The organism is Mesorhizobium sp. 131-3-5 (assembly GCF_016756575.1).
Lineage (GTDB): Bacteria > Pseudomonadota > Alphaproteobacteria > Rhizobiales > Rhizobiaceae > Mesorhizobium > Mesorhizobium jarvisii.
In genome coordinates, this window is sequence record NZ_AP023254.1 from 3200334 (window position 1) to 3220619 (window position 20286).

The window sequence follows — 20286 nt, forward strand, 5'->3', positions numbered from 1 at the left end:
CGGCCGATAGGTCCGCGCGACCACTCCGAGACCTGCTATGACCGACCTCAAAGATGTAACCCGCCCCCCCGACTGGCAGGACGATGTCCGCCAGGGCGTGCGCCACGTGCGCGACCTTGCCGCCCTGCCGCTGTCGCCGGCCGAGCGCGCCGCCGCGCAGGAGGCCGCCAGCCGCCACAAGGTGCGTGCGCCGAAAGCCTATCTCGACCTGATCGACTGGAACGACCCGGCCGATCCGATCCGCGCGCAAGTTATCCCGTCACTGGGCGAACTGGAGGAGACGGAGGGCGAGCTTGGCGATCCGATCGCCGACCATGAGTTCAGCCCGGTGCCGCGACTGACGCACCGCCATGCCGACCGGGTGCTGCTGTTCCCGACCTATCAATGCGCGGTCTATTGCCGGTTCTGCTTCCGCAAGGAATCGCTGACCTCGATCGGCCGCGGCTATACGCGCGAGGCGCTGGAGCCGGCGCTGGCCTATATCGCGGATCATTCCGAAATCCGCGAAGTGATCCTGACCGGCGGCGATCCGCTGTCGCTGCCCGACAAGGCCCTGGCCGAAATCTTCGCGCGCATCGAGGCGATCCCGCATGTGCGGCTGCTGCGCATCCACACGCGCGTGCCGGTGGCGCTGCCATCGCGCATTACATCAGGGCTGGTCGCTGCGCTGCAGGGCCGGCTGATGATCACCGTCGTCACGCATTTCAACCACGCGCGCGAGATCACGCCCGCGACCGAAATGGCATGCCGCACGATGCGGCAGGCCGGCTTCGTGCTGCTCAACCAGAGCGTTCTTCTCAAAGGCGTCAACGATACGGTCGAGGCGCTGGAGGAGCTCTGCCGCGAACTGATGTACCGGCTGGGGGTAAAACCCTATTACCTGCACCATGGCGACCTGGCGCGCGGCATGGCGCACCGACGCACCACGATCGCGCAGGGCCAGGCGCTGGTGGAAGCGCTGCGGGCGCGCCTGTCGGGCATCTGCAATCCCGTCTATGTGCTCGACCTGCCGGAAGGCGGCGGCAAGGTGCCGCTCGGGCCATGTCCTATCGAGGGCCGCGACGGGGAGAGCTGGCGGATACGCGGCCAGGACGGCGCGGTGAGGGATTATCGGGAGATCGTGGGCGAATAGGGCGGCGCTATTCCCCGACAAACGCCAACACGACCACGCGTGGGGCGATGCAGTAGGCGAGGCTGACCTTGCGGCCGGTCTTCGTCGTCGCGCGGCCGGCATCGAGGTCCACGGCGATATCCTCGTAGCCCAGCACCTCGCGATCGAGCGGAAAGGCCGCCTTGTAGACCGCTTCCTTAGCGCAAAACAGGATGCGGCCGGCAAGGCGCGCGTCCGCCGCGCCTATGCGATCCGCGCCGGTTGCAACGATCGCGAAAATGTCGTCCGGCAAGGGTTCGGCGGGCTCGACGTCAATGCCGAGCGAGACGATACCGCCGACAGGTGCGACCGCCGCCACGGCCATGTCGTCGTCGTGGGCGAGCGAGCCAATTATTCCGTCCGGCCAGACCGGGGCACCGGATGGCGCGCGCATGATGGCGACATCCGTGATGCCGATATCGGCCAGCAGCCGGTGCGCGATCCAGCGGGCGGCACCGCTGGCGAGCCGCATGGCCGGCTGGCGCGCGGGGATGGAACGCGCTTCCTCGGGCAGCAAGTGGGCCTCATCCGCGTCGCCTATCACCCGGCATCCGGTCCGGACATTTCGGGGCGCGATTGCCGCCATCGCCTCGGCCAACGCGGCTTCAGGGGAGTGTGGCCGCGTCAAAGGGTCATCCCCTCGGCAGGACGAGATCGGCGATCATTTCTCCATCCTCGTCGAGCCCTTCTTCCACGAAACCGGCGGTGCGATAGAGCTGGCGTGCCGCTTCATTCTCGGGTTCGTAACAGATCGAGACGTGCCTGACGTGACCGAGCCCGCCGATCTCGTGCAGCACCGCGCGCAACGCGGCCTTGCCGTAGCCTCTGCCCTGGCTGGCGCGGTCGATCATGAAGCGGTAGATGCGCGCCTCGTCGTCATCTTCCGGCGCGTCGTACATCAGGAAACCGACGATGCGATCCCCGGCCATGATTGCGCGGGGTCGCGCGTCCTCGTCGGTTTCGGCCTCTTCCAGCGACGCCGCGTTGCCAGCGACAAGATCCATCTGCTCCGGCGCCAGTTCCAGCGACGCGACCAAGGCCCGATTGGCCTTGGTCACCGGAGCGAGGCGGATGTCTCCGGCCTTCAAGCCGACGCCTTGGCGCCGTCGTTCGTGACCGGGATCACGAAGCGATGCAGCTTGGCCGGGTTGCCGCGCCAGATCGAGTAGGGCTCAAGCTCCTCGCCCTTCATCACGAAGGAATCGGTGTCGGCCACCGATCCTTCGCCCATCACGACGCCGTAATGGACAAAGGCGGACGGTCCGAGCGTGCAGCCCTTGCCGATGCGGATGTAGTCGGACTTGAACGCGCCTTCCTCCAGCGAGTGAGCCTGGATGACGCAGCCTTCGTTGAGTGTGGCGTCATCGCCGATCTCGACCAGGGAACGTTCGGTGAGGTTGGCTCCGCCATCATAGACGCGGCTGCCGACCTTGACGCCCAGCAGGCGCAGGATCACCGGCCGGAAGGGCGTGCCGGCGAACAGGCGCACGATCGGAGAATCGGCAAGCTTCCAGTGGCGTTCGTGGCGCCAGAAGGCGACGTCGTAGATCGTCGTCATCTGCGGCTTCAACCGGCCGAAGCCAAGGCTTGCCCGCTCGACAAAGATGTAGAACGGAATGGTGATCGCCGAGGTCAGGAGAACGGCGACGAAGAGAGCGACCTCCGCCCATTCCGTGTAGTAGTTCAGCGCCCGGTCCCAGATCGCCAGCGTGGCGAACAGCATGACCCATTGCGTGGCCATGAACAGGAGGATCGTCACCGCATTGTGCAGGTTCTTGTGCGGAATACGCTGGCGTCGGTCCGCCTCGTCGACGCCGGCGATGAGTTCCTTGTCGCGATTGACCATGCGCGGGATTTCAAAGGCAGGCGAACCGAGGAGCCCGACATTCTCGCGCACCGGCCCATCGATGGGGATCATCACCTTGGTGCCGAGCAGGACGTTGTCGCCCGTGCGTCCATCCGGCGGGTAATAGATGTTGTTGCCGAGATAGTTGCGTTCGCCGATGCGCGTCCGCTCGAGCCGGAACGCCGAGGCGGATTTGTGCATGTTGATCATGAACAGGCCGTCCGACACCATGGTCTCGGTGCCGATCTCGCACAGAAGCGGGTTTTCGTGCTGCTGGTTGGAGCCGAAATTGGAGCCGGTCTGCACCACCTTGTTGAGGTTCCAGCCGATGGCGCGCATGTAATAGACGATCGCCGAACTGTCGCCGAACAGCAGCCCCAGCACACGGGAATTGCTGGTGAACTCGGTGGCGGTCTGCAGCCAGTAGCGGAAGCCGTAAAGCGTGTAGGTGCGGCCGGGTTTCAGGATCACGCTGAGCAGGCGCGGCAGCACCGTCGCGGCGAGAAAAGCCGCGGCGATATAGCCGAAAAGCGTGACCGTGGTGCCGACGGCGACCACGCCGATCGTCTCCTGATAGTCGTCGCCGACATTTTCCCAATAGCTGTGGAACAGCAGCGGCAGCGGGATGACAATGGCAAACAGCCCGATCAGTTGGACCGCTTCGAAGAGGAAGCGCCGGATGTCGGAAGGGTTCTCGTTGCGCACCTTGCAATAGTCCGCCGCGGTCGGCACGGCCGGCGAGCCATGCCAGTGTTCGCCATCCGGGATGCTTTGCCCGCGCTGCAGCGAGGACGAATGGCCGAGCTGGGCGCCGTCGCCGATCGAGGTGTCGATGTCGAGCGTCGAACCCACGCCGACGAAGGCATCGCGGCCGATGGTCAGCGGTCCCATGTGGATGTAGCCGGACTGCGCCCGAAAGCCGAGGATCAGCGATTCCTTGCGCAGGATGCTGTTGGCGCCGATCGAAATCAGGTCCGTACAGACCGGCACGGATTTGGATTCGATGACCGCGTTCTTGCCGATCCTGGTTCCCAGCATCTGCAGATAGAAGCTGTAGAGCGGGCTGCCGCGGAACAGCACGACTGGGGCGGTGCGGATCAAGGTCTTGACCACCCAGAAGCGGTAGTAGCGCAGGCCCCAGATTGGGAAGGCTTCCGCCTTCCAGCGGCCGACGAGTACCCATTTCGCCAGGACGGCAAAGCCCGTCATGCCGAAGAACACGCCGGCCGAGAGCGCGACGCACCTGATATAGAGCTGCAGCGGATCGTCGAGCGTGTCATACATCCAGTTGAGGCCGATGTTGAGCGCCCACAGGCCCGCATAGCTGTAGACCCCGTAAAACAGCAACTGCGCCATTCCGCAGGTCCAGTAGGCAAAATTCGATGCCTGGCGGGTGAGAACAGGCTCGTTGGTGGCGGTCGTCACCTCTTCCGAGACGCTCAGGTGCTTGGCCAGGCGCGCCACCGTCGGATGGAGATAAATGTCGCGCATGGACGTCGTCGCCCATTCCTTGCGGGTGCGCACACGGGCGCAGAAATGCGCCATCAGCAGCGAGTTGGCGCCGAGATCGTCGAAGAAATTGTCCTCGACCGAGACCTCGTCGAATTTAAGCACCGCGGCCAGCGCCTCGGCCAGGAAGCGTTCGTCGTCATTGCCGGGCGCAACCATCTCGCGGTCGGCGGAAAGCCGCACGCTGGTCGGCTTCGGCAGCTGGCGAAGGTCCACCTTGTTGGAGACCGTCATCGGGATCGCCGGCAGCTCCTCGAGATAGGAAGGCACCATGTAGTCCGGCAGGCGACGCTTCATCGTCTGGGCGAGATCGGCGCGCGAGAGCGCCGGCTGGCCGGCCTTGGGCGCGTAATAGGCGACGAGTTCGACGCGGCCGGGCTCGATCTCCCAGGTGGTGACGGCAGCCTGCGCGATCTCGGGCTGGTCCAGCAGTACCGCCTCGATCTCGCCGAGCTCGATGCGATAGCCGCGGATCTTCACCTGGGTGTCGATGCGCCCGGCATATTCGATCTCGCCGTCGCCGTTGATCCGGCCAAGGTCGCCCGTGCGGTAGATGCGCTGCGAGGGGTTGTTCGGCAGGCCGATGAAATCGGCGATGAACTTCTGTTCCGTCAGGTCTTGCCTGTTGAGGTAGCCGACCGCGAGCCCGATGCCGGCAATGCCGATCTCGCCCAGTTCGCTGGGCTCGGCCAGTTCCGGCAGCGACGGGTCGAGGATGACGATGGAATAGGTGGGCAGCGGCGCGCCGATGGTGACGGGCTTGTCCGGCGTCAGCGCACCCATCGTTGCGGTGACGGTCGCTTCCGTCGGGCCATAGGTGTTGAGGATCTGCCGCCCCGACTTCGACCAGCGCACAACCAGATTGTGCGGGCAGGCCTCGCCGCCGACCAGGAGCGTGCGCAGGCTGGGCACATCCGATGTCATCGACGACAGCAGTGTCGGGCTGCAGGCCATGCAGGTGATTTCATGATGGCGCAGGAAATCCGCCAGTTCCTCGCCGACGAGCGGCATCTGGCCGGGCGCTGGTACCACGGTCGCGCCGGCGACGAACGGCACCCAGATCTCCTCGGAGGAAAAGTCGAAGGCAATCGTCATGCCCTGGTAGACGCGATCGCCCGGCCTGTAGCCGTAGGATGCGGCGGCGACGCGGATGAAGTTGACGAAGCTCTGATGCCGGATGGCCACGCCCTTCGGCCTGCCGGTCGTGCCCGACGTGTACAGGATGTAGCAGATGTCTTCCGCCGGCGCCTCTTGCGGCTTCAGCGGCGCGCTGGACTGTTTGGCGATCTCGGCGGCGGCGCCGTCGATCAGCACGTGGGGAACCGGCAGTTGGTCGGCCCGCGACGCATAGGTGGCGATGGTGACGATCAGGCTGACGCTGGCGTCTTCGATGATGAGCGCCATGCGCTCCTGTGGAAAGGCGGTGGCCAGCGGCACGAAGGCAGCGCCTGCCTTCACCACGGCGAGCAAGGCGACATAGGTCTCCGCCGAGCGGTCGAGAATGAGCCCGACCCGGTGGCCCGGCCGCACACCGCGCTTGATCAGCACACGGGCGAACTGGTTGGCGCGGCTGTCCAGCTCCTGATAGGTCCAGGCACGTCCGTCGGAGATCACTGCCGGCAAGGTGGCGAACGTTGCGGCGAGCTCTTCGAAGACCGTGTCGAGCCGCTCGCCGGGTTGGCCCGCCCGCGCGAAATCGGCGCCGGTCAGAATCTGGCCATGCGCGGCCAGGGTCCGCTGAGCGCCCCTTACAAGGGTATCGACGCCTGCCAGCCCATTCTGGGCCAGCCCAGTTTCGGGCTGCGCGCCTGGTCTTGCCGTGTCCCTGTCCAGGGCAGCAATGTCGATACCGTAATCCATTTCCATACTTTCTCGTCCTGGCCGCGTATCGCCCGGCTGTTCATGCCGCTGTTCGAGCAGGCATTTTCGGCTGTGCCGCTGCTGCAATTTGACCCTTGTCGATGGCGGACCGAAGCTTCCGAAAAGGAAATCCGCGCAGTCCCCCGCGGGATGGTTATGCCATGCGATCTTTTCGCCAGTTTTTCCGAATTGTTGAAACTTGTTTCTGAATTGTGTCTGGGCGCTCCTCCTGCCTTGCCCCTGATGGTCTTTTCCGGAGGTGATGCCGCCGCCTTTCACCCAGGCTCTGCCAGGCCGCGATCCCTCAAATCCGCCCCTTCCAAAAAATCTCACTGCCCTCGGGAATAAAGCACCGCCTTGCCGGGTCTTCCCTTCAGCGGGGCCAATCCGGCCCGCGACGCGAAGAAACGAAACAAGGATTTACCTGAAATGACCAAGCTCGCTCTCAGCGTGGCTGCGATGTTGCTTGCCTCGAGTGCTGCCTTTGCCGGCAGCGACCATGGTGCCAACAACTCCAACCAGCCTGTCGCTTCCGTCGACACCAATGCCACCGCCTCGATCCCTTACACGGCCTATGTCGATGCCAAGACGACCGGACCGAGCCGGCCGGCGACCAAAACTGATGCGGACGAACCCGGCCAGGGCATCTGGGGCCGCTGAGTTCAGGGGCGGGACAGCCTCGAGGTCCCGACCCGATCCGCGATCAGGACGGGGGGCCATGTGGCGTGGCCCTCCGTCGCTCCTACCGCGATCTTTTGCCGCCACCGCAACCCACAGGAGACCACAATGTTCAGCATGACACGCCGCACAGTGCTTCAATCCGCCGCCGCCGCTGCCGCTTTCGGCCTTGCCGGCAAGCTTGAATTCACCCGCCCCGCTTTCGCCGAGACGCCCATGGAGCCGACCGTCGGCTTCTACAAATACACGGTCGGCGACATCGAGGTCACCGCCATCTATGACGGCATCTGGAAGAAGCCGCATGACCCTGCCTTCATCAAGAATGTTTCCGTCGACGACACCAAGGCGGCGCTTGCCAAGGCAGGGCTGACCACCGACTTCATGCCCATCCCGCTCACCGTCGTCGTGCTCAAGATGGGCGGCAAGCTGATCATGATGGATGCGGGCTCCGGCGTCGGCCAGTGGCAGGCCAACGCCACGCATCTGCCGGCCAACATGGCCGCCGCCGGCATCGACTACAAGGCGATCGACACCATCATGATCTCGCATTTCCACCCCGACCATGTCTGGGGCTTGATGGAGAAGGGCACCAACACGCCGGTGTTCCCCAATTCCGAGCTGATCGTCAACGCCACGGAATACAATTGGTGGACCGATCCGAGCCGGCTGGCCAAGCTGCCCGAAGGTCGCAAGCCGGCGGGCAAGCGCATCGCCGAGAACTTCCCGAAATGGAAGAACTGGAAGCTGGTCGAGGACGGCGCGGAAGTGGCGCCCGGCATCCAGATCATCGCCGCCCCCGGCCACACGCCGGGACATTCGGTGTACCTCGCCAATTCCGGCAAGGAGCAGCTGATGATCTCGGCCGACACCATGTATGTGCCGGCCCTTCTGGCGCCGCATCCGGAATGGCAGGGCAGCTACGACCAGGATGGGCCGACCGCGATCACCACGCGCCACAAGATCATCGACCGGGTGATCGCGGACAATATCCGCATTTCCGGTTCGCACTTCCCGTTCCCCGGTACCGGCGTCTTCGTCAAGGACGGCAGTGCCTATGGCTTCACGCCCGTTCAGATATGAGACCGTTTGGAAACTCTACTCTGGCGGCCATCTGAAGGCGTTTTCCGCGCTTCCCCGCTCTACTGCGTCGACGCAGTAGAGCTGAGCTCACGGACCCGAACGTCCGCTGCGCTCCGGTTCTCGAAACCACCATCCTATGACTCGCCAGAGCGAATTTCGAAACGGTCTCTCAACGCTAGCGCACAAACCAAGCGAGAAAGACAATGAAACAGCTTCTTTTGGGCAGAAACGCCCTGTTCGGTCTGCTCGGCGCCATCGCCGTGCTGACCGTCGTTCCCGTCGCAACGATCATGCCCGCCTATGCGGTGGATGATATCGAGGGCGCCGACGCACCCGATCTCACCGCCGTCCAGGCCAAGATCGCCGCCAAGGATTACAAGGGCGCGCTGGCCGATCTGCGCGACCTCGCGCAGGACAACCAGCAGGCAGATGTCTACAATCTGCTCGGCTTCACGCTGCGCAAGACCGGCGACGTCACCACCGCGCTGACCTATTACAACAAGGCGCTGGAGCTGAAGCCCGACCACAAGGCCGCCCGCGAATATCTGGGCGAGCTCTATGTCGAGACCGGCGACATGAACAAGGCCAAGGAGCAGCTGGCCTCGCTGCAGAAACTCTGCCCCGCCGGCTGCGAGGAGCTTTCCGACCTGCAAAAGGCCATCGACACCAAGGTGACGCAGTAAGCGGTGACCCGTTCCAACTCCCCCACGGACGTGGCTACGGCTTGAGCTTGGCCGTGCATTGGGGGAACCACGGGGGAGAGGAGGCCGCCAAGCGGCCCGAGTTGGGGACTGGCACTGACCGATCCAGTCCCCACCACAGTTTGGGCGCTCGTGGCTGGCGCCCATTGCCGGAGCCGGCGCCTCTCCCTCGAGCCGGCTCCGGCCTTTTCGAACATCACATCCGGCAGGCGCCGTTTTCGCGCGTCGCACGGCGCGCGGCGCTTGCCTGTGCTCAAAGATTGGAGGCTGACCATGACACCGAACGAATTCGCCGCGAAGCTCACCGGCCTCGCCACGAAATACCACATCAGGGACGTGACCCTGCTTGCCGGCCGCCTGCTCATGTCCTTCATCTTCCTGCATGAGGGCGTGACGCTGGCCACCCATTTCGACGGCGCCGCCAAGGCGATGGCCGCGCAAGGTGTCGGGCTGCCGTTGTTCGTCGCCACCATCGCGCTGCAACTGGGGGCAGGGCTATCGGTGGCTTCAGGGCTGCTGACGCGGCTGGGCGGCATCGGGCTCGGCCTGTTCTGCCTGGCCACGGCCTTGCTGTTCCACGTCAACTTCGCCAGCCAGAACGAGCTGCTCCATTTCGAAAAGGACCTGGCCATATCAGGCGGCATGTTCGTGCTGGCCGCCGTCGGCGCCGGCCGGATCTCGCTGGACTGGCTGCTGGCCCGCCACCTGCAAAAGCGCCAGCGCGACAGGGAAATGGTCAAGGCATTGCTGGCCGTGGAGAGCGAGTTCTCCATGGACGTGCGGCTGCCGGTTTGAGGCAGCAAGGGCTGCCGCCTTGCGCCTCGCCAGCCGCTTCAGTGCCGACCCCTGCAACACGCTCGCCCGCTGGAACCAGTCCCGGTGCTCCGCATTCTATTAGCGGGGACGCAAGGAGTGTGTGATGAAAGCGGTTTTGGCACTGGTCGCAGGCTTCGTCCTCACCCTTGCGGTCTTCGCCAGCGGGCTGGCTTTCGCCGCCTGGCTGATTCTGGCCAAGCCCGTGCATCAGGCTCGGCCCACCGACAGTGTCTCGCAACTGTGGACCAAGGACGCACAGCCCGTGGACAAGGCCGCGCCGGGCCTGGAGCGCGTGGCCGCCGCGCAGCCTCCCGCACCCGACGCCGCCGCCAGGGTGCAGTCGGTCGACCCGACCAAGACAGCCGCGGTGGCGCCCGGGGCAGGAGAGCAGCAGGCCAGGCTGCCGGCTGCCCATGTCAGCTGGTGCGCGGACCGCTACCGCTCCTACAACCCCGACGACAACAGCTACATGTCCTACAGCGGACAGCAGCGCCCCTGCGTCTCGCCCTATCTCGACACCAGTGCCGACGCCGGCCAGCCCGCGCAGCAGCCCGACGAAGTCAGCTATGACGAGGGCGGCGCGGCGCCGCTGGTCGCGACAGCGGACCTTTCGGACGACCACGTCCAATCCTGCTTCAGCCGCTACCGCTCGTATCGTCCCGAGGACAACAGCTACCAGCCCTATTCCGGTGGTCCGAGGCGCCAGTGCGAATAGGCGACGCGCGCCGCTTGCCATGGAAAGTGCGGGCAGAACTTCGCTTCACGGTTAGGCGGAGGCTCCCGATTTAGGGCGCGCAGCGCTTTGCGGCCGCATTCCACGCAAAATTCCACTCTTTGAGCGGTTCTTACCACGCCCTTTCCCACGCCCGCACAAACACCACACCCCTACAAGACGCCCCAACAGCGCAACAATGAACCGAGTGCGCTGAAACCTGCAGCCGCAGGGATCCTGTGGGGGTCGCGGTTGGCCGGTTTCGCCCGAGACCATGAACACACAGCCTCACGAACGCGATGCGGGCGGCGCGTCGAGGCCGATGTCAACTTGTAGAGATGGAGACTTGAAATGAAGAAGATCATTCTGACTGCTGCTGCGTTCCTGTTCGCCTCCGGCATGGCTTTCGCCGGCTCCGACCATTTCGGCTCGGACTTCGTCCCGGCCGCCGGCAGCTACCCGACCACCCATTCGATGATGTCCTCCAAGGCGGTCGACCCGAGCGTCACCAAGAGCATCACCGGCAGCGCGGCGGGACAGTCGATCCTCGACATGCCGGCCGAATACGGCCAGGGCATCTGGGGCCACTGATATCAAGGCTGCCCAGTACGGCCTGTATCCAGGTGGCGGGCTTGCCCCGCCGCCTGGATCATTTTGCGTCCTGTCCGGCGCCTCGCGCCCTCCCACCGATCCGGCAGTTCCACCCGGACCGGCGATCACGCAGATTTTTTGGATCAATCCCATCACCGCGGCGTTCATCCCTGACACGAAGGAGGAACGACAATGGGCGACGAAAGGCACGAGAAGATCCAGAAGCGCGCATACCAGATCTGGGAGCGTGAAGGCGGCGGCGATCCCGAGCATCATTGGCACCGCGCCGAGGCCGAGATCGACAGGGAAGCGGCTCTGCCGCTGACGGCCGACGACGCCTTGCCGCAGACCCGTGAGATAGCCAGCACCGACGTTCTGGAGGTCGAGGAACTGGCCATGCGCACCGGCATATCCGGCGACGAGGCGCAGGCGCTGCTCGACCGCCTCGGCACCGACCGCGCCGCAATCGAGCAGGCGGCGCGCGGGCTGAAGGCCAGGAAGGGCGCCAAATCCTGATCGGGGAGGCTGAGATGATCCGCAAACTCAAGGATGGCAAATACCGGCTCTATTCACGCAAGAAGGACGAGAAGACCGGCAAGCGGCGGAACTTGGGGACATTCGAGACGCGCCAGGCGGCGCAGAAGCATGAAAAGGAGGTGCAGTATTTCAAGCGGCATTGAGGGGGCGCTGGCCTCTGCAGCGCCGGGTGTCCACCTCATCCCTTGGCCGGCTCTTCGTAGATGCCAATGATGAGGAGCCATGCGCCTGAAATCAGGAAGGCGAACAGGACGATGGTTCCAAGGGCCGCGATGTAAAGGCCCACGCCGCGCCCGAGAATGAGGAAAATCGCGCCTGCAACCTCGGCCAGGTAACACATCGTGCCGCCCGCCAACCGCGGCCCGGTCAACCCGATGGTGCTCATCCCCGCCTTGATCGCCACGACATATCCCCTGACGAAGATGAATGTCGCTATGCCCCAGAGCAAAAGCCATTCGAGGCCGAGTGCCGGAAGATATTGACCACCCAGAAGCGCAAGGCTGCATGCCATGAAAATCGCGCTGAAGCCCGACAGCATGTTGATTGCCCGGTTCTTGTGCGTCGTGTTGCGGACAATGCGTTCGGGATTGATCGAGATCGCAACGAAGATCAACCCGGCAAGCCCCGCCGCGCCGCCGCCCACCATGACGAAGAAATCAGTCCATTGATCCAACATGACTTGCCCCCCGAGCTTCAGCTGGCTCGATGGAGGCTAGCATGGCTGCGTTCTCGAACTCCACGGGGCGGGATAACTGATCGCGGGGTTTGTCGTTCCCACGTTCGGACCGGCGCGGCGTTCATCCCGACGGAGCAGGCAGCGCTCGGGCTGAAGGCCAGGACGGGCGCCAAATCCTGATCAGGGAGAGCGAGATGATCCGCCAACTCAAGGACGGCAAATGCCGGCTTTATTCACGCAAGACGGATGAGAAGACCGGCAAGCGGCGGAACCTGGGGGCGTTTGAGACGTGTGAGGCGGCGGAGAAGCATGAGCGGGAGGTGCAGTATTCAAGCGGCATTGAGGGAGGGCTGTTCGGTGCGTACCTCTGGCGACCGCGATGGCGACACGTTGCAAGCTTGCGTGACCGATTTACTCTTAATTCCGCTAAGCACACGGCAGCTTTGCGCCTCATGTCGTCATTCGGGCCGACTTGGCGCTTGTCTGGACATAGGGATCGATGTGAAAGCGAGACGGGCGCATGCATGTATCGCGTCGAGCGCTGCCATCGGATTGGGCATGCCAATCATTGAACTGGCCGCGGACGAAGCGGAATCGCTCCGCCCGTCACGCCAGATTACGTCAGCTCATAGTAGAAATCACAAATCAGGTCCGCGACCTTGACGGCCTCGAAATCCGTCATGTGTGCGGCGGTCTCAACAGCGACCGTTTCCATATCGTCTTGATCGATAGCAAGCAGATCCAGTATTTTCGCAAACTTGAACTTGAGTTCCGGGTCACCATCGAACTCATCGATCGTAACGTCCAGAATGTTCGTATTTGCGTCGATCAGGCGCGTTTGAACACTGTCGGAAGAGGCTGCTAGCGTCCTGATCGCCGCAAAAAAGTGCTCGCGCGCGTTGGCATATTTGTCGTCCATTTTTGATACCTTTATGGGTGAAGCGCTGCGCCTTGGACGTGAGACGCGCACCGCGACTTACGCTTTTGGCATGGCCTGAGTCAACGACACAGACGCGGCCCGTCGCGCGCCGATATCCGTGAGCGGCCGGACTGCAGGCGACCATTCAGACAACGCTTCACCGCATGTTCGAGCTTCAAAGGACGGCAAGCGCCTCGACCAAAACTGGATTGCAAAGACTGGGGACAGTGCTGATGGAGATGCCGGACGATGATGAAGACACACGGCCGTGCATTGCAGCCGGAACGCTGGGCACTTCAGGAAATAGGCGGCGTTTGCAGGGCCATCTTCAAAAGCAGGGCGGAAGGCCTGCGTTTGCGAACCCGCTGCGAACCGCGCAGCGGGTTGCTATGTGCCTTTTCGCTAACGAGCGCTCAGTCAGGCATAGGCCGGCTCGCGATTGGCCATCACATACGCGCCACTTTGCCCGCCACCTGGCACGCGCGGCGCGACGGCGGCGGGGCAAGGCGGCGGATCATCATCATCGTCCCTGCCGGTAAAGCGCCGTCTGCGCGGCGATCCATTGATGCGCCGGTCATGGCGATCGAACGCCACGGTCCACGGCATTGCCCGACGCGAAAGAACCTTGCCGGCGGGGCCGACTTGATTCAGCGCCTTCAGGCATCGCAAGATATCGTCGACGGGGACGATCTTGCCATTGTCCAGTTTGCGTAGGGTGGGGCGATTTTCGACGGCATGCGCATCCGATGCCCATGATGCGAGCAAGGCGCGCTTTTCGTCCAAGGTCATGCGTGGATGCTTGAGCACATCGCCCGGGCTGTCGAGAAGGCAAAAAAGACCCTCGAAACGCCCGGTGCGCCGGGTTGGGGCGCGGAATGTTTCAGTCTGCTGATTCATCTCCAATCTCCGCAATCGAGGCCTCCCGACCGAAGCTGGGAGGCGACCGCAGTGTTCGTGTTGAAATATCGGCGTCAGGCAACCTTACGCGGTTTCTCGACGTCCTGGCTGATCTGCTTGTTGACCGCCATAGCGTCGCCAGAGCCGATGTTGATGCGGCGAGGTTTCAGTTCCTCGGGGATTTCCCGCACGATCTCGACGCTGAGCAGGCCATTCTCCAGGGTCGCAGCGACGACCTTCATGTGGTCGGCCAGCTTGAACACGTGTCTGAAGTTGCGCAAGGCAAGGCCCTGGTGCAGCACCTGACGCCCCTCCGTGTCGGTGGATTTCTGGCCGACAACCACAAGTTCCGGGCCATTCTGCGTCAACTCCACCTCTTCGGAACTGAAGCCGGCAATAGCCATGGCGATACGGTAGGCGTTTTCACCGGTCTTCTCGATATTGTAAGGCGGCCAGTCGGTCCTGGCGTTGTTTTCGAGCATGTCGAAAAGACGATCGAATCCGACGGTGGTTCGATAAAGCGAGTCAAAGGTTCTCATAGCCACATTCTCCTTGAAGCAACATGGGTACAAGGTGCGCCGCCCAACGGCGCCGCCCGTCGTCGAGCCATACAGCCTCGACGGCGAACGATTTGGGAAGCGCCGAAAAACGCTTCAAGGCCCCTGCGCAAAAAAATTTGAGCCTCTAGATGGTACGAAAAACCGCTGCCGGGAGGAGAGCGGCGAGACGACCTCGCCAGCTTGACCATATGCCTTCTTCAGCAGCATCGCACGACCTCACATCCACGCGAGGGTACTGCCTCATGTGGTCCGGAGAATCGCTCAAACCAGCGATTCAAATCTTGCAGCGTCGACCGGTCGACCGAACAGAAATCCCTGCCCGAAATCACAGTCCATGTCGCGCAACAGCGTGCGTTCCACCTCTGTCTCTATTCCCTCGGCGACGACATGAAAGCCGAGTTCCCTGGAAATCCTGATGATGGACTCGATGATGACCCGCTTGGAACGGCTTTGCGCTAGTCCTTTGACAAAACCGCGATCGATCTTGATCTCCGTAAGGGGGAAATCTTCGAGGTAGCGCAGATTGGCGTAGCCGGTTCCGAAGTCGTCGATGGACAGGCCGACGCCCAGTTCGCGCAGATGTCTCATGATCAACAGCATTTCCGCGGAACTTTCGACCATCAAGCTCTCGGTGAGCTCTAGCTTGATCCATGCAGCATCGGCGCCGCTGGCGGTGAGCACATCGGAGACAAATTTCGGCATGTCGCGAAGCTTGAACTCGAGCGGCGAGACATTGAACGAGAAGACTATCGGCACTTGTCGGCCCCGGTTCACGCGCGCGGCAAAGTCCGCGACGGTGCGAAGTCCTCGGGCGCCGATATCGAGTATAAGACCCGTATCTTCGGCATGGCCGATGAACTTGTCCGGCGACTGCATCCCAAACAGCCCATGGTGCCATCGCAACAGGGCTTCAGCACCGACAACCGTTCCCGTGGCGAGGTCGACCTGCGGCTGGTAGTGAAAATCGAACTCGTCATGTTCCAAGGCCTGCTGCATTTCGCTGGTCATGCGCAGTCGGTTTCGCGCACGCTTATCGTCCTCGGAACTGAATGCGCAGATATCGAGGAACGCCGACGACTTCGACCGATGCAAAGCGGCACCGGCACGACGAACCAGCGTTATGGCGTCCGTCGTCTGGTTGCCAACGACATAGCCCATCGCGAAACGGATCCCTATCGTTGCGCCCGCAACGAGATAGCGCGGCGCCAGGGACTGCCGGATCATTTCGATTGCCGCTTGGGCCTCGTCGGCATGGCCAAGCGGCTGAGCGAGCGCAAACTCATTGGATCCCGTGCGGCAGATCAGTGCAGCGCCTGTGTTGGTCAGGCGTCGCGCAATCTGCATCAGCACCTGGTCGCCAACGTCATATCCGTACCCTTCGTTGATGTCATGGAAACGAGCCATGTCGATCTTGACAAGCAAGATCCGCCGTTCCCCTTGACGCAGCAGGATGTCGACGTCCTCGACGAAGGCGTATCTGTTGAGAACACCGGTGAGCATGTCGGCGCGGGTGCTCTGGGCAATTTGCGCGGCGGCGACCCTGCTCGCCGTCACGTCCCGCATCAGTCCGATATAGTGCGTCGGCTCGCCACCAGCGATGCTCATAGGTGCGAGGCGAAGTTCGTTCCAGAACCAGCTACCGTCCTTGCGGTAGTTCTTCAGCGTGACGGCAACATCCTCACGCCGGGCGATGGCTTCACGAATGGACTGGATTTCGGGTTGAAGGCGATCACTGCCTTGCAGGAAGCGGCAGTTTCTCCCGATCAGTTCGTCGCTGGAATAGCCGGTGATGTCCTGGAACGCGCGGTTCACGTAGACCAGCGCCATACCCTTTTCACGCAGATCGCTGATGGCCAAACCATCCCTCGATAGATCGGGCAGCCGGGCCGCGATCTCTTGCGGCACGCCATAGCGGCGCGGGTTCGCGACCGCAGTACTGCGGATCAGATTGCCGAACCCGGCCTTGAAAATCTCTGTCATGTTGGGGCGACGGCTGATAGTGTCCGGAGATGCATGCCCCCATAGATGGCCAGCTATCGCGCGTATTCTACTGGCACGATCAACAGGTTCCGTAGCGGAATGGCCGACGTGGCGTGGGCCGCCGTCGGCTGCGACTGATTTAGCGGCTCAGTGACGTACTCGTGCACCGGAAAGCGGCATCGACATGAACGATGAGCCTGCCCACGCGCTCCGCAAGTCCGGCATCCGCGTCATGGGCGAGATGTGCTGGGGCACACACATCTGCGTCTTCTACGAAGCGGAACAGGACCTGCTTGCTACAAACGCTTCCTATTTCGCGGCCGGGCTGGAGAACAACGAGTTCTGCATCTGGGCGGTCTCCGATCCGATCGACGCAGAGACGGCGAAGGATGCGCTACGGCAATCCATCCCCGACATCGATGCGCGCCTGATGGCCGGCCAGATGGAAATCATTGCTGCTACGGACTGGTACCTACCTGGCGGCGAGTTCGACATACAGCGCATCACCGGCGGCTGGAACGAGAAGCTGCGCGCAGCGTTGGAACGGGGGTATGCCGGGATCAGAATCAGCGGCAACGCATTCTGGATCGGGACCAGCCACTGGCAGGAGTTTTGCCAATACGAGCATGAACTCGACCACTCGCTGGCGGGTCAGAAGATGCTCGTTTTGTGCACTTATTCCCTGTCGGAAAGCAGGGCCGTGGACCTGCTCGATGTCGCACGAGCACATCAATTCACCATCACCCGGCGAAACGGAGAATGGGAATTTCTCGAGACGCCGGAGCTCCAGGCTGCTAAGCAGGAAATCAGGAAGCTGAATGGCGCATTGAATATCCTGGCGGACACCAGCCGCGCCACTTTCACGGCTCGCGAGCGTATCGTGCTCGCCCAAATCGTCAGGGGCTATTCGAGCAAGGAGATTGCTCGCACCTTGAAAATTGCCCCACGAACGGTCGAGTTCCATAGAGCCAACCTTCTCAAGAAAACCAACGCGCGGAGCACGGTCCAACTCTTGCACATGGTTCTTGGCGAGTAGCACAAGTCCGGGGTTGCTTCTGCGATGGAAGCTGGACCGGAGCCTGCGCTCCAACGCGGCCTGCGAGTGCTGTTTTGCCCGGTGATGAAAACTGCGATATGCGATGCGTTTCCGGGCAGGCTCTGCGGGTCTAACGTCCGCTGTCACTTCTCGGCAGCCACAAGTCGCCAGCCGCTTCCGGCCCCTATCAAGACATTCAGGGTGTTGGGGGTAGCGGCCGCAACTGGCGTTTAGCCCGACCTTCCAATTTCTCGAAGACTGCCAAGTCGCACCCCCTCGTTAACCATTCGTTAACCATTCCCTCGCTAGCGTTTACCTCTCAGTAAGGATTCGCCAGCCGTGACCTTTGCCGCTCCCCTCGAGGCCAAATCCATTCGCTTTCGTGCCCGTTCTTTCGTCGCTTTCACATTGACCCCGGAAGCGCCCATGGTGGAGTGGCTGCAGGGGCTGGATCACTGGATCGGCAACTCGCCGGGCTATTTTGCCGGGCGGCCGGTGCTGCTCGATCTGAACAGTTTGAAGCCCGCGCCGAGCGAGATCGCGGCACTTGTGGCGGAGCTGGGGACGCGCGGCATCCGCATCTATGCCATCGAATTGGAAGGGGCCGCGCTCGGGCCCGACCTGCCGCCTCTGCTGGTCGGCGCCAAGGAGGCGACGACGGAGGGGCTGCTGCCTGGCCGCAAGGGCGGGCAAGAGGCTTCCGGCAAGGAAGGCAAGGCCGCCGAGGGCAGGGCGCCGGACCACGGCGTCGATGCTGGCGGCGTTGCCAAGGGAAAGGCTGGCGCAAGCAAGACTGAGGAAAGCGTGCCGCAGGTTTCGCATTACGATTCGGGCACGCTGATGATCAAGACGCCGATCCGTTCTGGCCAGGCGATCATGCATGCGCATGGCGATGTCATCGTGCTGGGCTCGGTCGCGTCCGGTTCGGAGATCGTCGCCGCCGGCTCGATCCATGTCTACGGCACGCTGCGCGGGCGCGCTTCGGCGGGCGCGTTGGGCAACACCGCCGCGCGCATCTTCTGCCGCCGCAACGAGGCCGAGCTTCTGTCGGTCGACGGCTGGTACATCACCGCCGAGGAGATGGAAGGGGTGTCGCGCGGCAAGCCGGTGCAGGCCTTCCTCGACGGCGACGGTCTGCGCGTCGAGACACTGAGCTGAGAACGGTCGTCAGGGCGGCTGGGATAAAACGAACAACAACGGAGGCTTTTTTCATGGGCAAGGTAGTGGTGGTCACATCGGGCAAGGGGGGCGTCGGCAAGACCACCTCGACGGCGGCGCTCGGTGCCGCCGTGGCCAAGACCGGCAAGAAGGTGGCGCTCGTCGATTTCGACGTCGGCCTGCGCAATCTCGACCTGATCATGGGCGCCGAACGCCGCGTGGTGTTCGACCTCGTCAACGTCATCCAGGGCACGGCCAAGCTGTCGCAGGCGCTGATCCGCGACAAGCGGGTCGACACGCTGTTCCTGCTGCCGGCTTCGCAGACGCGCGACAAGGACGCGCTGACGGAAGAGGGCGTCGGCGAGGTTATCGACAAGCTGCGCTCGGTGTTCGACTATGTCTTCTGCGACAGCCCGGCCGGCATCGAGCGCGGCGCGCAGCTCGCCATGCGCTTTGCCGACGAGGCGGTCATCGTCACCAATCCGGAAGTGTCGTCGGTGCGCGATTCCGACCGTATCATCGGCCTGCTCGACGCCCGCACCATGCGCGCCGAACAGGGCGAGCAGATCGCCAAGCACGTGCTGGTCACCCGCTATGACGCGGGGCGGGCCGCACGGGGTGAAATGCTCAGCATCGACGATGTGCTGGAAATCCTGTCGGTGCCGCTGCTCGGCATCATCCCGGAGAGCCAGGACGTGCTGCGCGCCTCCAACCTCGGTGCGCCGGTGACGCTGTCGGAGCCGCTCAACACCGCGGCCAAGGCCTATATCGACGCCGCAAGGCGGCTGGAAGGCGAGGATCTGCCGGTCGTCGTCCCCTTCGAGCGCAAAGGTTTCCTCGACCGTCTGTTGGGAAGGAGGGCGGCATGATGAACGTGTTCGACCTTTTCAAGCGGCGCTCCAGCGCGCCGGTGGCGCGCGAGCGGCTGCAAGTGCTGCTCGCCTATGAGCGCCGCAACCGCAGCCAACCCGACCTGGTCTCCATCCTGCGCGAGGAGATCATGGCGGTGATCGCCAAGCACGTGCAGATCGACCAGGACTACCTGCAGGTCTCGATGGACCGCGGCGAGACCATGTCGACGCTGGAGATCGACATCCAGATCCCCAACAAGAGCGCCGTGCCGATGGCGATCGCGGGATAGCGCCGACGCCATTTCCTCGCCCCCGCAAAGCGGGGGGTCCGAAGGACGGGCGAGACCCGTGGCTCGCCCCGGCAAGGTGGCCGCGAAGCGGTCGGAGAGGGGGCAGCGCGGCGCTCGCCGGTGCCCCCTGAATTCATTGAGGCCGAGCCATTCCCCCGCTCCGTCTCGGGCTTCGCCCGAGCCACCTCTCCCCCACATTCGTGGGGGCGAGGAACCCAGATTCTGCGAGGCCAGCGCAGCCCCGCACCCTCACGCCGCCGTCTGCGCGAGGCAGCGGATGACCAGAGCGAGGGGAGGCCGGCGCCGCATCTGGAGAGTAAGCGATGGGCACCGGCCCGGGCGGATCGACAGGTCCGCCGCGAAGGAACGGTAGCGAGTCCGGGCACCGCATGGCATTGGTGCGATCGCGCAGGGTGCCAGCGGCACGTCATGGGCCCTT

Annotated in this window: 21 protein-coding genes; 13 read left to right on the forward strand and 8 right to left on the reverse strand. The window is 63.4% G+C overall.

The annotated features are described in order from the left end of the window. Positions 1 to 37: 37 nt before the first annotated feature. Positions 38 to 1132, forward strand: coding sequence for a KamA family radical SAM protein (locus JG747_RS15630; protein WP_202362159.1), 1095 nt, complete (start codon positions 38 to 40; stop codon positions 1130 to 1132). Between the two features lie 7 nt (positions 1133 to 1139). Here the strand turns inward: JG747_RS15630 and JG747_RS15635 are convergent, their stop codons facing one another. The 3 genes from JG747_RS15635 to JG747_RS15645 are packed head-to-tail and all read right to left on the reverse strand — an operon-like array spanning position 1140 to position 6365. Beyond that, positions 1140 to 1736: a 4'-phosphopantetheinyl transferase family protein gene (locus JG747_RS15635; protein ID WP_202362295.1), complete on the reverse strand. Its 597-nt coding sequence runs from the start codon at positions 1734 to 1736 to the stop codon at positions 1140 to 1142. A 46-nt stretch (positions 1737 to 1782) separates the two neighbouring features. After that, positions 1783 to 2238 carry a GNAT family N-acetyltransferase gene (locus tag JG747_RS15640; RefSeq protein WP_019859446.1) on the reverse strand — a complete coding sequence of 152 codons (456 nt, stop codon included), beginning with the start codon at positions 2236 to 2238 and terminating at the stop codon, positions 1783 to 1785. Beyond that, positions 2235 to 6365, reverse strand: a complete 4131-nt coding sequence (locus JG747_RS15645; protein WP_244748409.1) for a Pls/PosA family non-ribosomal peptide synthetase — start codon at positions 6363 to 6365, stop codon at positions 2235 to 2237. The genes JG747_RS15640 and JG747_RS15645 overlap by 4 nt, the downstream gene beginning before the upstream one ends. A gap of 429 nt (positions 6366 to 6794) precedes the next feature. On the opposite strand from JG747_RS15645, the gene JG747_RS15650 reads away from it, so the two are divergent. From JG747_RS15650 to JG747_RS15685, 8 genes are all read left to right on the forward strand, one after another. Further along, on the forward strand, positions 6795 to 7025 hold the full coding sequence (locus tag JG747_RS15650) for a DUF680 domain-containing protein (protein WP_019859444.1): 231 nt from the start codon (positions 6795 to 6797) through the stop codon (positions 7023 to 7025). 126 nt (positions 7026 to 7151) lie between these two features. Beyond that, the gene (locus JG747_RS15655; protein WP_019859443.1) at positions 7152 to 8123 is read left to right on the forward strand and encodes an MBL fold metallo-hydrolase; all 972 of its coding nucleotides are present in this window, start codon (positions 7152 to 7154) and stop codon (positions 8121 to 8123) included. Between the two features lie 203 nt (positions 8124 to 8326). Then, complete coding sequence (locus tag JG747_RS15660; RefSeq protein ID WP_020628939.1) at positions 8327 to 8806, forward strand: tetratricopeptide repeat protein; 480 nt, start codon at positions 8327 to 8329, stop codon at positions 8804 to 8806. A 291-nt stretch (positions 8807 to 9097) separates the two neighbouring features. Beyond that, positions 9098 to 9619 carry a DoxX family protein gene (locus JG747_RS15665; protein WP_019859441.1) on the forward strand — a complete coding sequence of 174 codons (522 nt, stop codon included), beginning with the start codon at positions 9098 to 9100 and terminating at the stop codon, positions 9617 to 9619. Between the two features lie 124 nt (positions 9620 to 9743). Further along, positions 9744 to 10355 (forward strand): BA14K family protein, encoded by a 612-nt coding sequence (locus JG747_RS15670; RefSeq protein ID WP_027047077.1) that lies wholly within the window; start codon positions 9744 to 9746, stop codon positions 10353 to 10355. 348 nt (positions 10356 to 10703) lie between these two features. Next, on the forward strand, positions 10704 to 10943 hold the full coding sequence (locus JG747_RS15675) for a DUF680 domain-containing protein (protein WP_019859439.1): 240 nt from the start codon (positions 10704 to 10706) through the stop codon (positions 10941 to 10943). A 192-nt stretch (positions 10944 to 11135) separates the two neighbouring features. Beyond that, entirely contained in the window at positions 11136 to 11459 is a 324-nt protein-coding gene (locus JG747_RS15680) for a DUF2934 domain-containing protein (protein ID WP_038648089.1), read from the forward strand. A gap of 14 nt (positions 11460 to 11473) precedes the next feature. Further along, a complete protein-coding gene (locus tag JG747_RS15685) occupies positions 11474 to 11623 on the forward strand; it encodes a hypothetical protein (RefSeq protein WP_019859437.1) in 150 nt (49 codons plus the stop codon). Positions 11624 to 11658: 35 nt separating this feature from the next. Here the strand turns inward: JG747_RS15685 and JG747_RS15690 are convergent, their stop codons facing one another. The 5 genes from JG747_RS15690 to JG747_RS15710 all read right to left on the reverse strand — a co-directional run bounded on the left by JG747_RS15690 (position 11659) and on the right by JG747_RS15710 (position 16512). Then, entirely contained in the window at positions 11659 to 12156 is a 498-nt protein-coding gene (locus JG747_RS15690) for a hypothetical protein (RefSeq protein ID WP_019859436.1), read from the reverse strand. Positions 12157 to 12772: 616 nt separating this feature from the next. Further along, complete coding sequence (locus JG747_RS15695) at positions 12773 to 13075, reverse strand: hypothetical protein (RefSeq protein WP_019859434.1); 303 nt, start codon at positions 13073 to 13075, stop codon at positions 12773 to 12775. Positions 13076 to 13492: 417 nt separating this feature from the next. Beyond that, positions 13493 to 13972: a hypothetical protein gene (locus JG747_RS15700; protein ID WP_019859433.1), complete on the reverse strand. Its 480-nt coding sequence runs from the start codon at positions 13970 to 13972 to the stop codon at positions 13493 to 13495. A gap of 74 nt (positions 13973 to 14046) precedes the next feature. Beyond that, the gene (locus JG747_RS15705) at positions 14047 to 14511 is read right to left on the reverse strand and encodes an Hsp20 family protein (protein ID WP_019859432.1); all 465 of its coding nucleotides are present in this window, start codon (positions 14509 to 14511) and stop codon (positions 14047 to 14049) included. 282 nt (positions 14512 to 14793) lie between these two features. Further along, complete coding sequence (locus tag JG747_RS15710) at positions 14794 to 16512, reverse strand: putative bifunctional diguanylate cyclase/phosphodiesterase (RefSeq protein WP_019859431.1); 1719 nt, start codon at positions 16510 to 16512, stop codon at positions 14794 to 14796. A 184-nt stretch (positions 16513 to 16696) separates the two neighbouring features. Between JG747_RS15710 and JG747_RS15715 the strand changes: the two genes are divergently transcribed. From JG747_RS15715 to minE, 4 genes are all read left to right on the forward strand, one after another. After that, positions 16697 to 17548: an MEDS domain-containing protein gene (locus tag JG747_RS15715; protein WP_019859430.1), complete on the forward strand. Its 852-nt coding sequence runs from the start codon at positions 16697 to 16699 to the stop codon at positions 17546 to 17548. Positions 17549 to 17887: 339 nt separating this feature from the next. Further along, positions 17888 to 18706, forward strand: coding sequence for a septum site-determining protein MinC (gene minC / locus JG747_RS15720; protein WP_202362161.1), 819 nt, complete (start codon positions 17888 to 17890; stop codon positions 18704 to 18706). Between the two features lie 53 nt (positions 18707 to 18759). Continuing rightward, complete coding sequence (minD, locus tag JG747_RS15725; RefSeq protein WP_010910549.1) at positions 18760 to 19575, forward strand: septum site-determining protein MinD; 816 nt, start codon at positions 18760 to 18762, stop codon at positions 19573 to 19575. After that, positions 19572 to 19847: a cell division topological specificity factor MinE gene (minE, locus tag JG747_RS15730; protein WP_010910548.1), complete on the forward strand. Its 276-nt coding sequence runs from the start codon at positions 19572 to 19574 to the stop codon at positions 19845 to 19847. The genes minD and minE overlap by 4 nt, the downstream gene beginning before the upstream one ends. Positions 19848 to 20286 lie beyond the last annotated feature (439 nt).

Excerpts from the sequence above, each read along its gene's own strand:
- JG747_RS15665 (WP_019859441.1), top strand. The coding sequence starts at position 9,098 with ATGACACCGAACGAATTCGCCGCGAAGCTCACCGGCCTCGCCACGAAA.
- JG747_RS15710 (WP_019859431.1), bottom strand. The coding sequence starts at position 16,512 with ATGACAGAGATTTTCAAGGCCGGGTTCGGCAATCTGATCCGCAGTACT.
- minE (WP_010910548.1), top strand. The coding sequence starts at position 19,572 with ATGATGAACGTGTTCGACCTTTTCAAGCGGCGCTCCAGCGCGCCGGTG.
- JG747_RS15670 (WP_027047077.1), top strand. The coding sequence starts at position 9,744 with ATGAAAGCGGTTTTGGCACTGGTCGCAGGCTTCGTCCTCACCCTTGCG.
- JG747_RS15680 (WP_038648089.1), top strand. The coding sequence starts at position 11,136 with ATGGGCGACGAAAGGCACGAGAAGATCCAGAAGCGCGCATACCAGATC.
- JG747_RS15630 (WP_202362159.1), top strand. The coding sequence starts at position 38 with ATGACCGACCTCAAAGATGTAACCCGCCCCCCCGACTGGCAGGACGAT.
- JG747_RS15695 (WP_019859434.1), bottom strand. The coding sequence starts at position 13,075 with ATGGACGACAAATATGCCAACGCGCGCGAGCACTTTTTTGCGGCGATC.
- JG747_RS15700 (WP_019859433.1), bottom strand. The coding sequence starts at position 13,972 with ATGAATCAGCAGACTGAAACATTCCGCGCCCCAACCCGGCGCACCGGG.
- JG747_RS15705 (WP_019859432.1), bottom strand. The coding sequence starts at position 14,511 with ATGAGAACCTTTGACTCGCTTTATCGAACCACCGTCGGATTCGATCGT.
- JG747_RS15650 (WP_019859444.1), top strand. The coding sequence starts at position 6,795 with ATGACCAAGCTCGCTCTCAGCGTGGCTGCGATGTTGCTTGCCTCGAGT.
- JG747_RS15690 (WP_019859436.1), bottom strand. The coding sequence starts at position 12,156 with ATGTTGGATCAATGGACTGATTTCTTCGTCATGGTGGGCGGCGGCGCG.
- JG747_RS15715 (WP_019859430.1), top strand. The coding sequence starts at position 16,697 with ATGAACGATGAGCCTGCCCACGCGCTCCGCAAGTCCGGCATCCGCGTC.
- JG747_RS15675 (WP_019859439.1), top strand. The coding sequence starts at position 10,704 with ATGAAGAAGATCATTCTGACTGCTGCTGCGTTCCTGTTCGCCTCCGGC.
- JG747_RS15685 (WP_019859437.1), top strand. The coding sequence starts at position 11,474 with ATGATCCGCAAACTCAAGGATGGCAAATACCGGCTCTATTCACGCAAG.
- JG747_RS15635 (WP_202362295.1), bottom strand. The coding sequence starts at position 1,736 with ATGGCGGCAATCGCGCCCCGAAATGTCCGGACCGGATGCCGGGTGATA.
- JG747_RS15655 (WP_019859443.1), top strand. The coding sequence starts at position 7,152 with ATGTTCAGCATGACACGCCGCACAGTGCTTCAATCCGCCGCCGCCGCT.
- minD (WP_010910549.1), top strand. The coding sequence starts at position 18,760 with ATGGGCAAGGTAGTGGTGGTCACATCGGGCAAGGGGGGCGTCGGCAAG.
- JG747_RS15660 (WP_020628939.1), top strand. The coding sequence starts at position 8,327 with ATGAAACAGCTTCTTTTGGGCAGAAACGCCCTGTTCGGTCTGCTCGGC.
- JG747_RS15645 (WP_244748409.1), bottom strand. The coding sequence starts at position 6,365 with ATGGATTACGGTATCGACATTGCTGCCCTGGACAGGGACACGGCAAGA.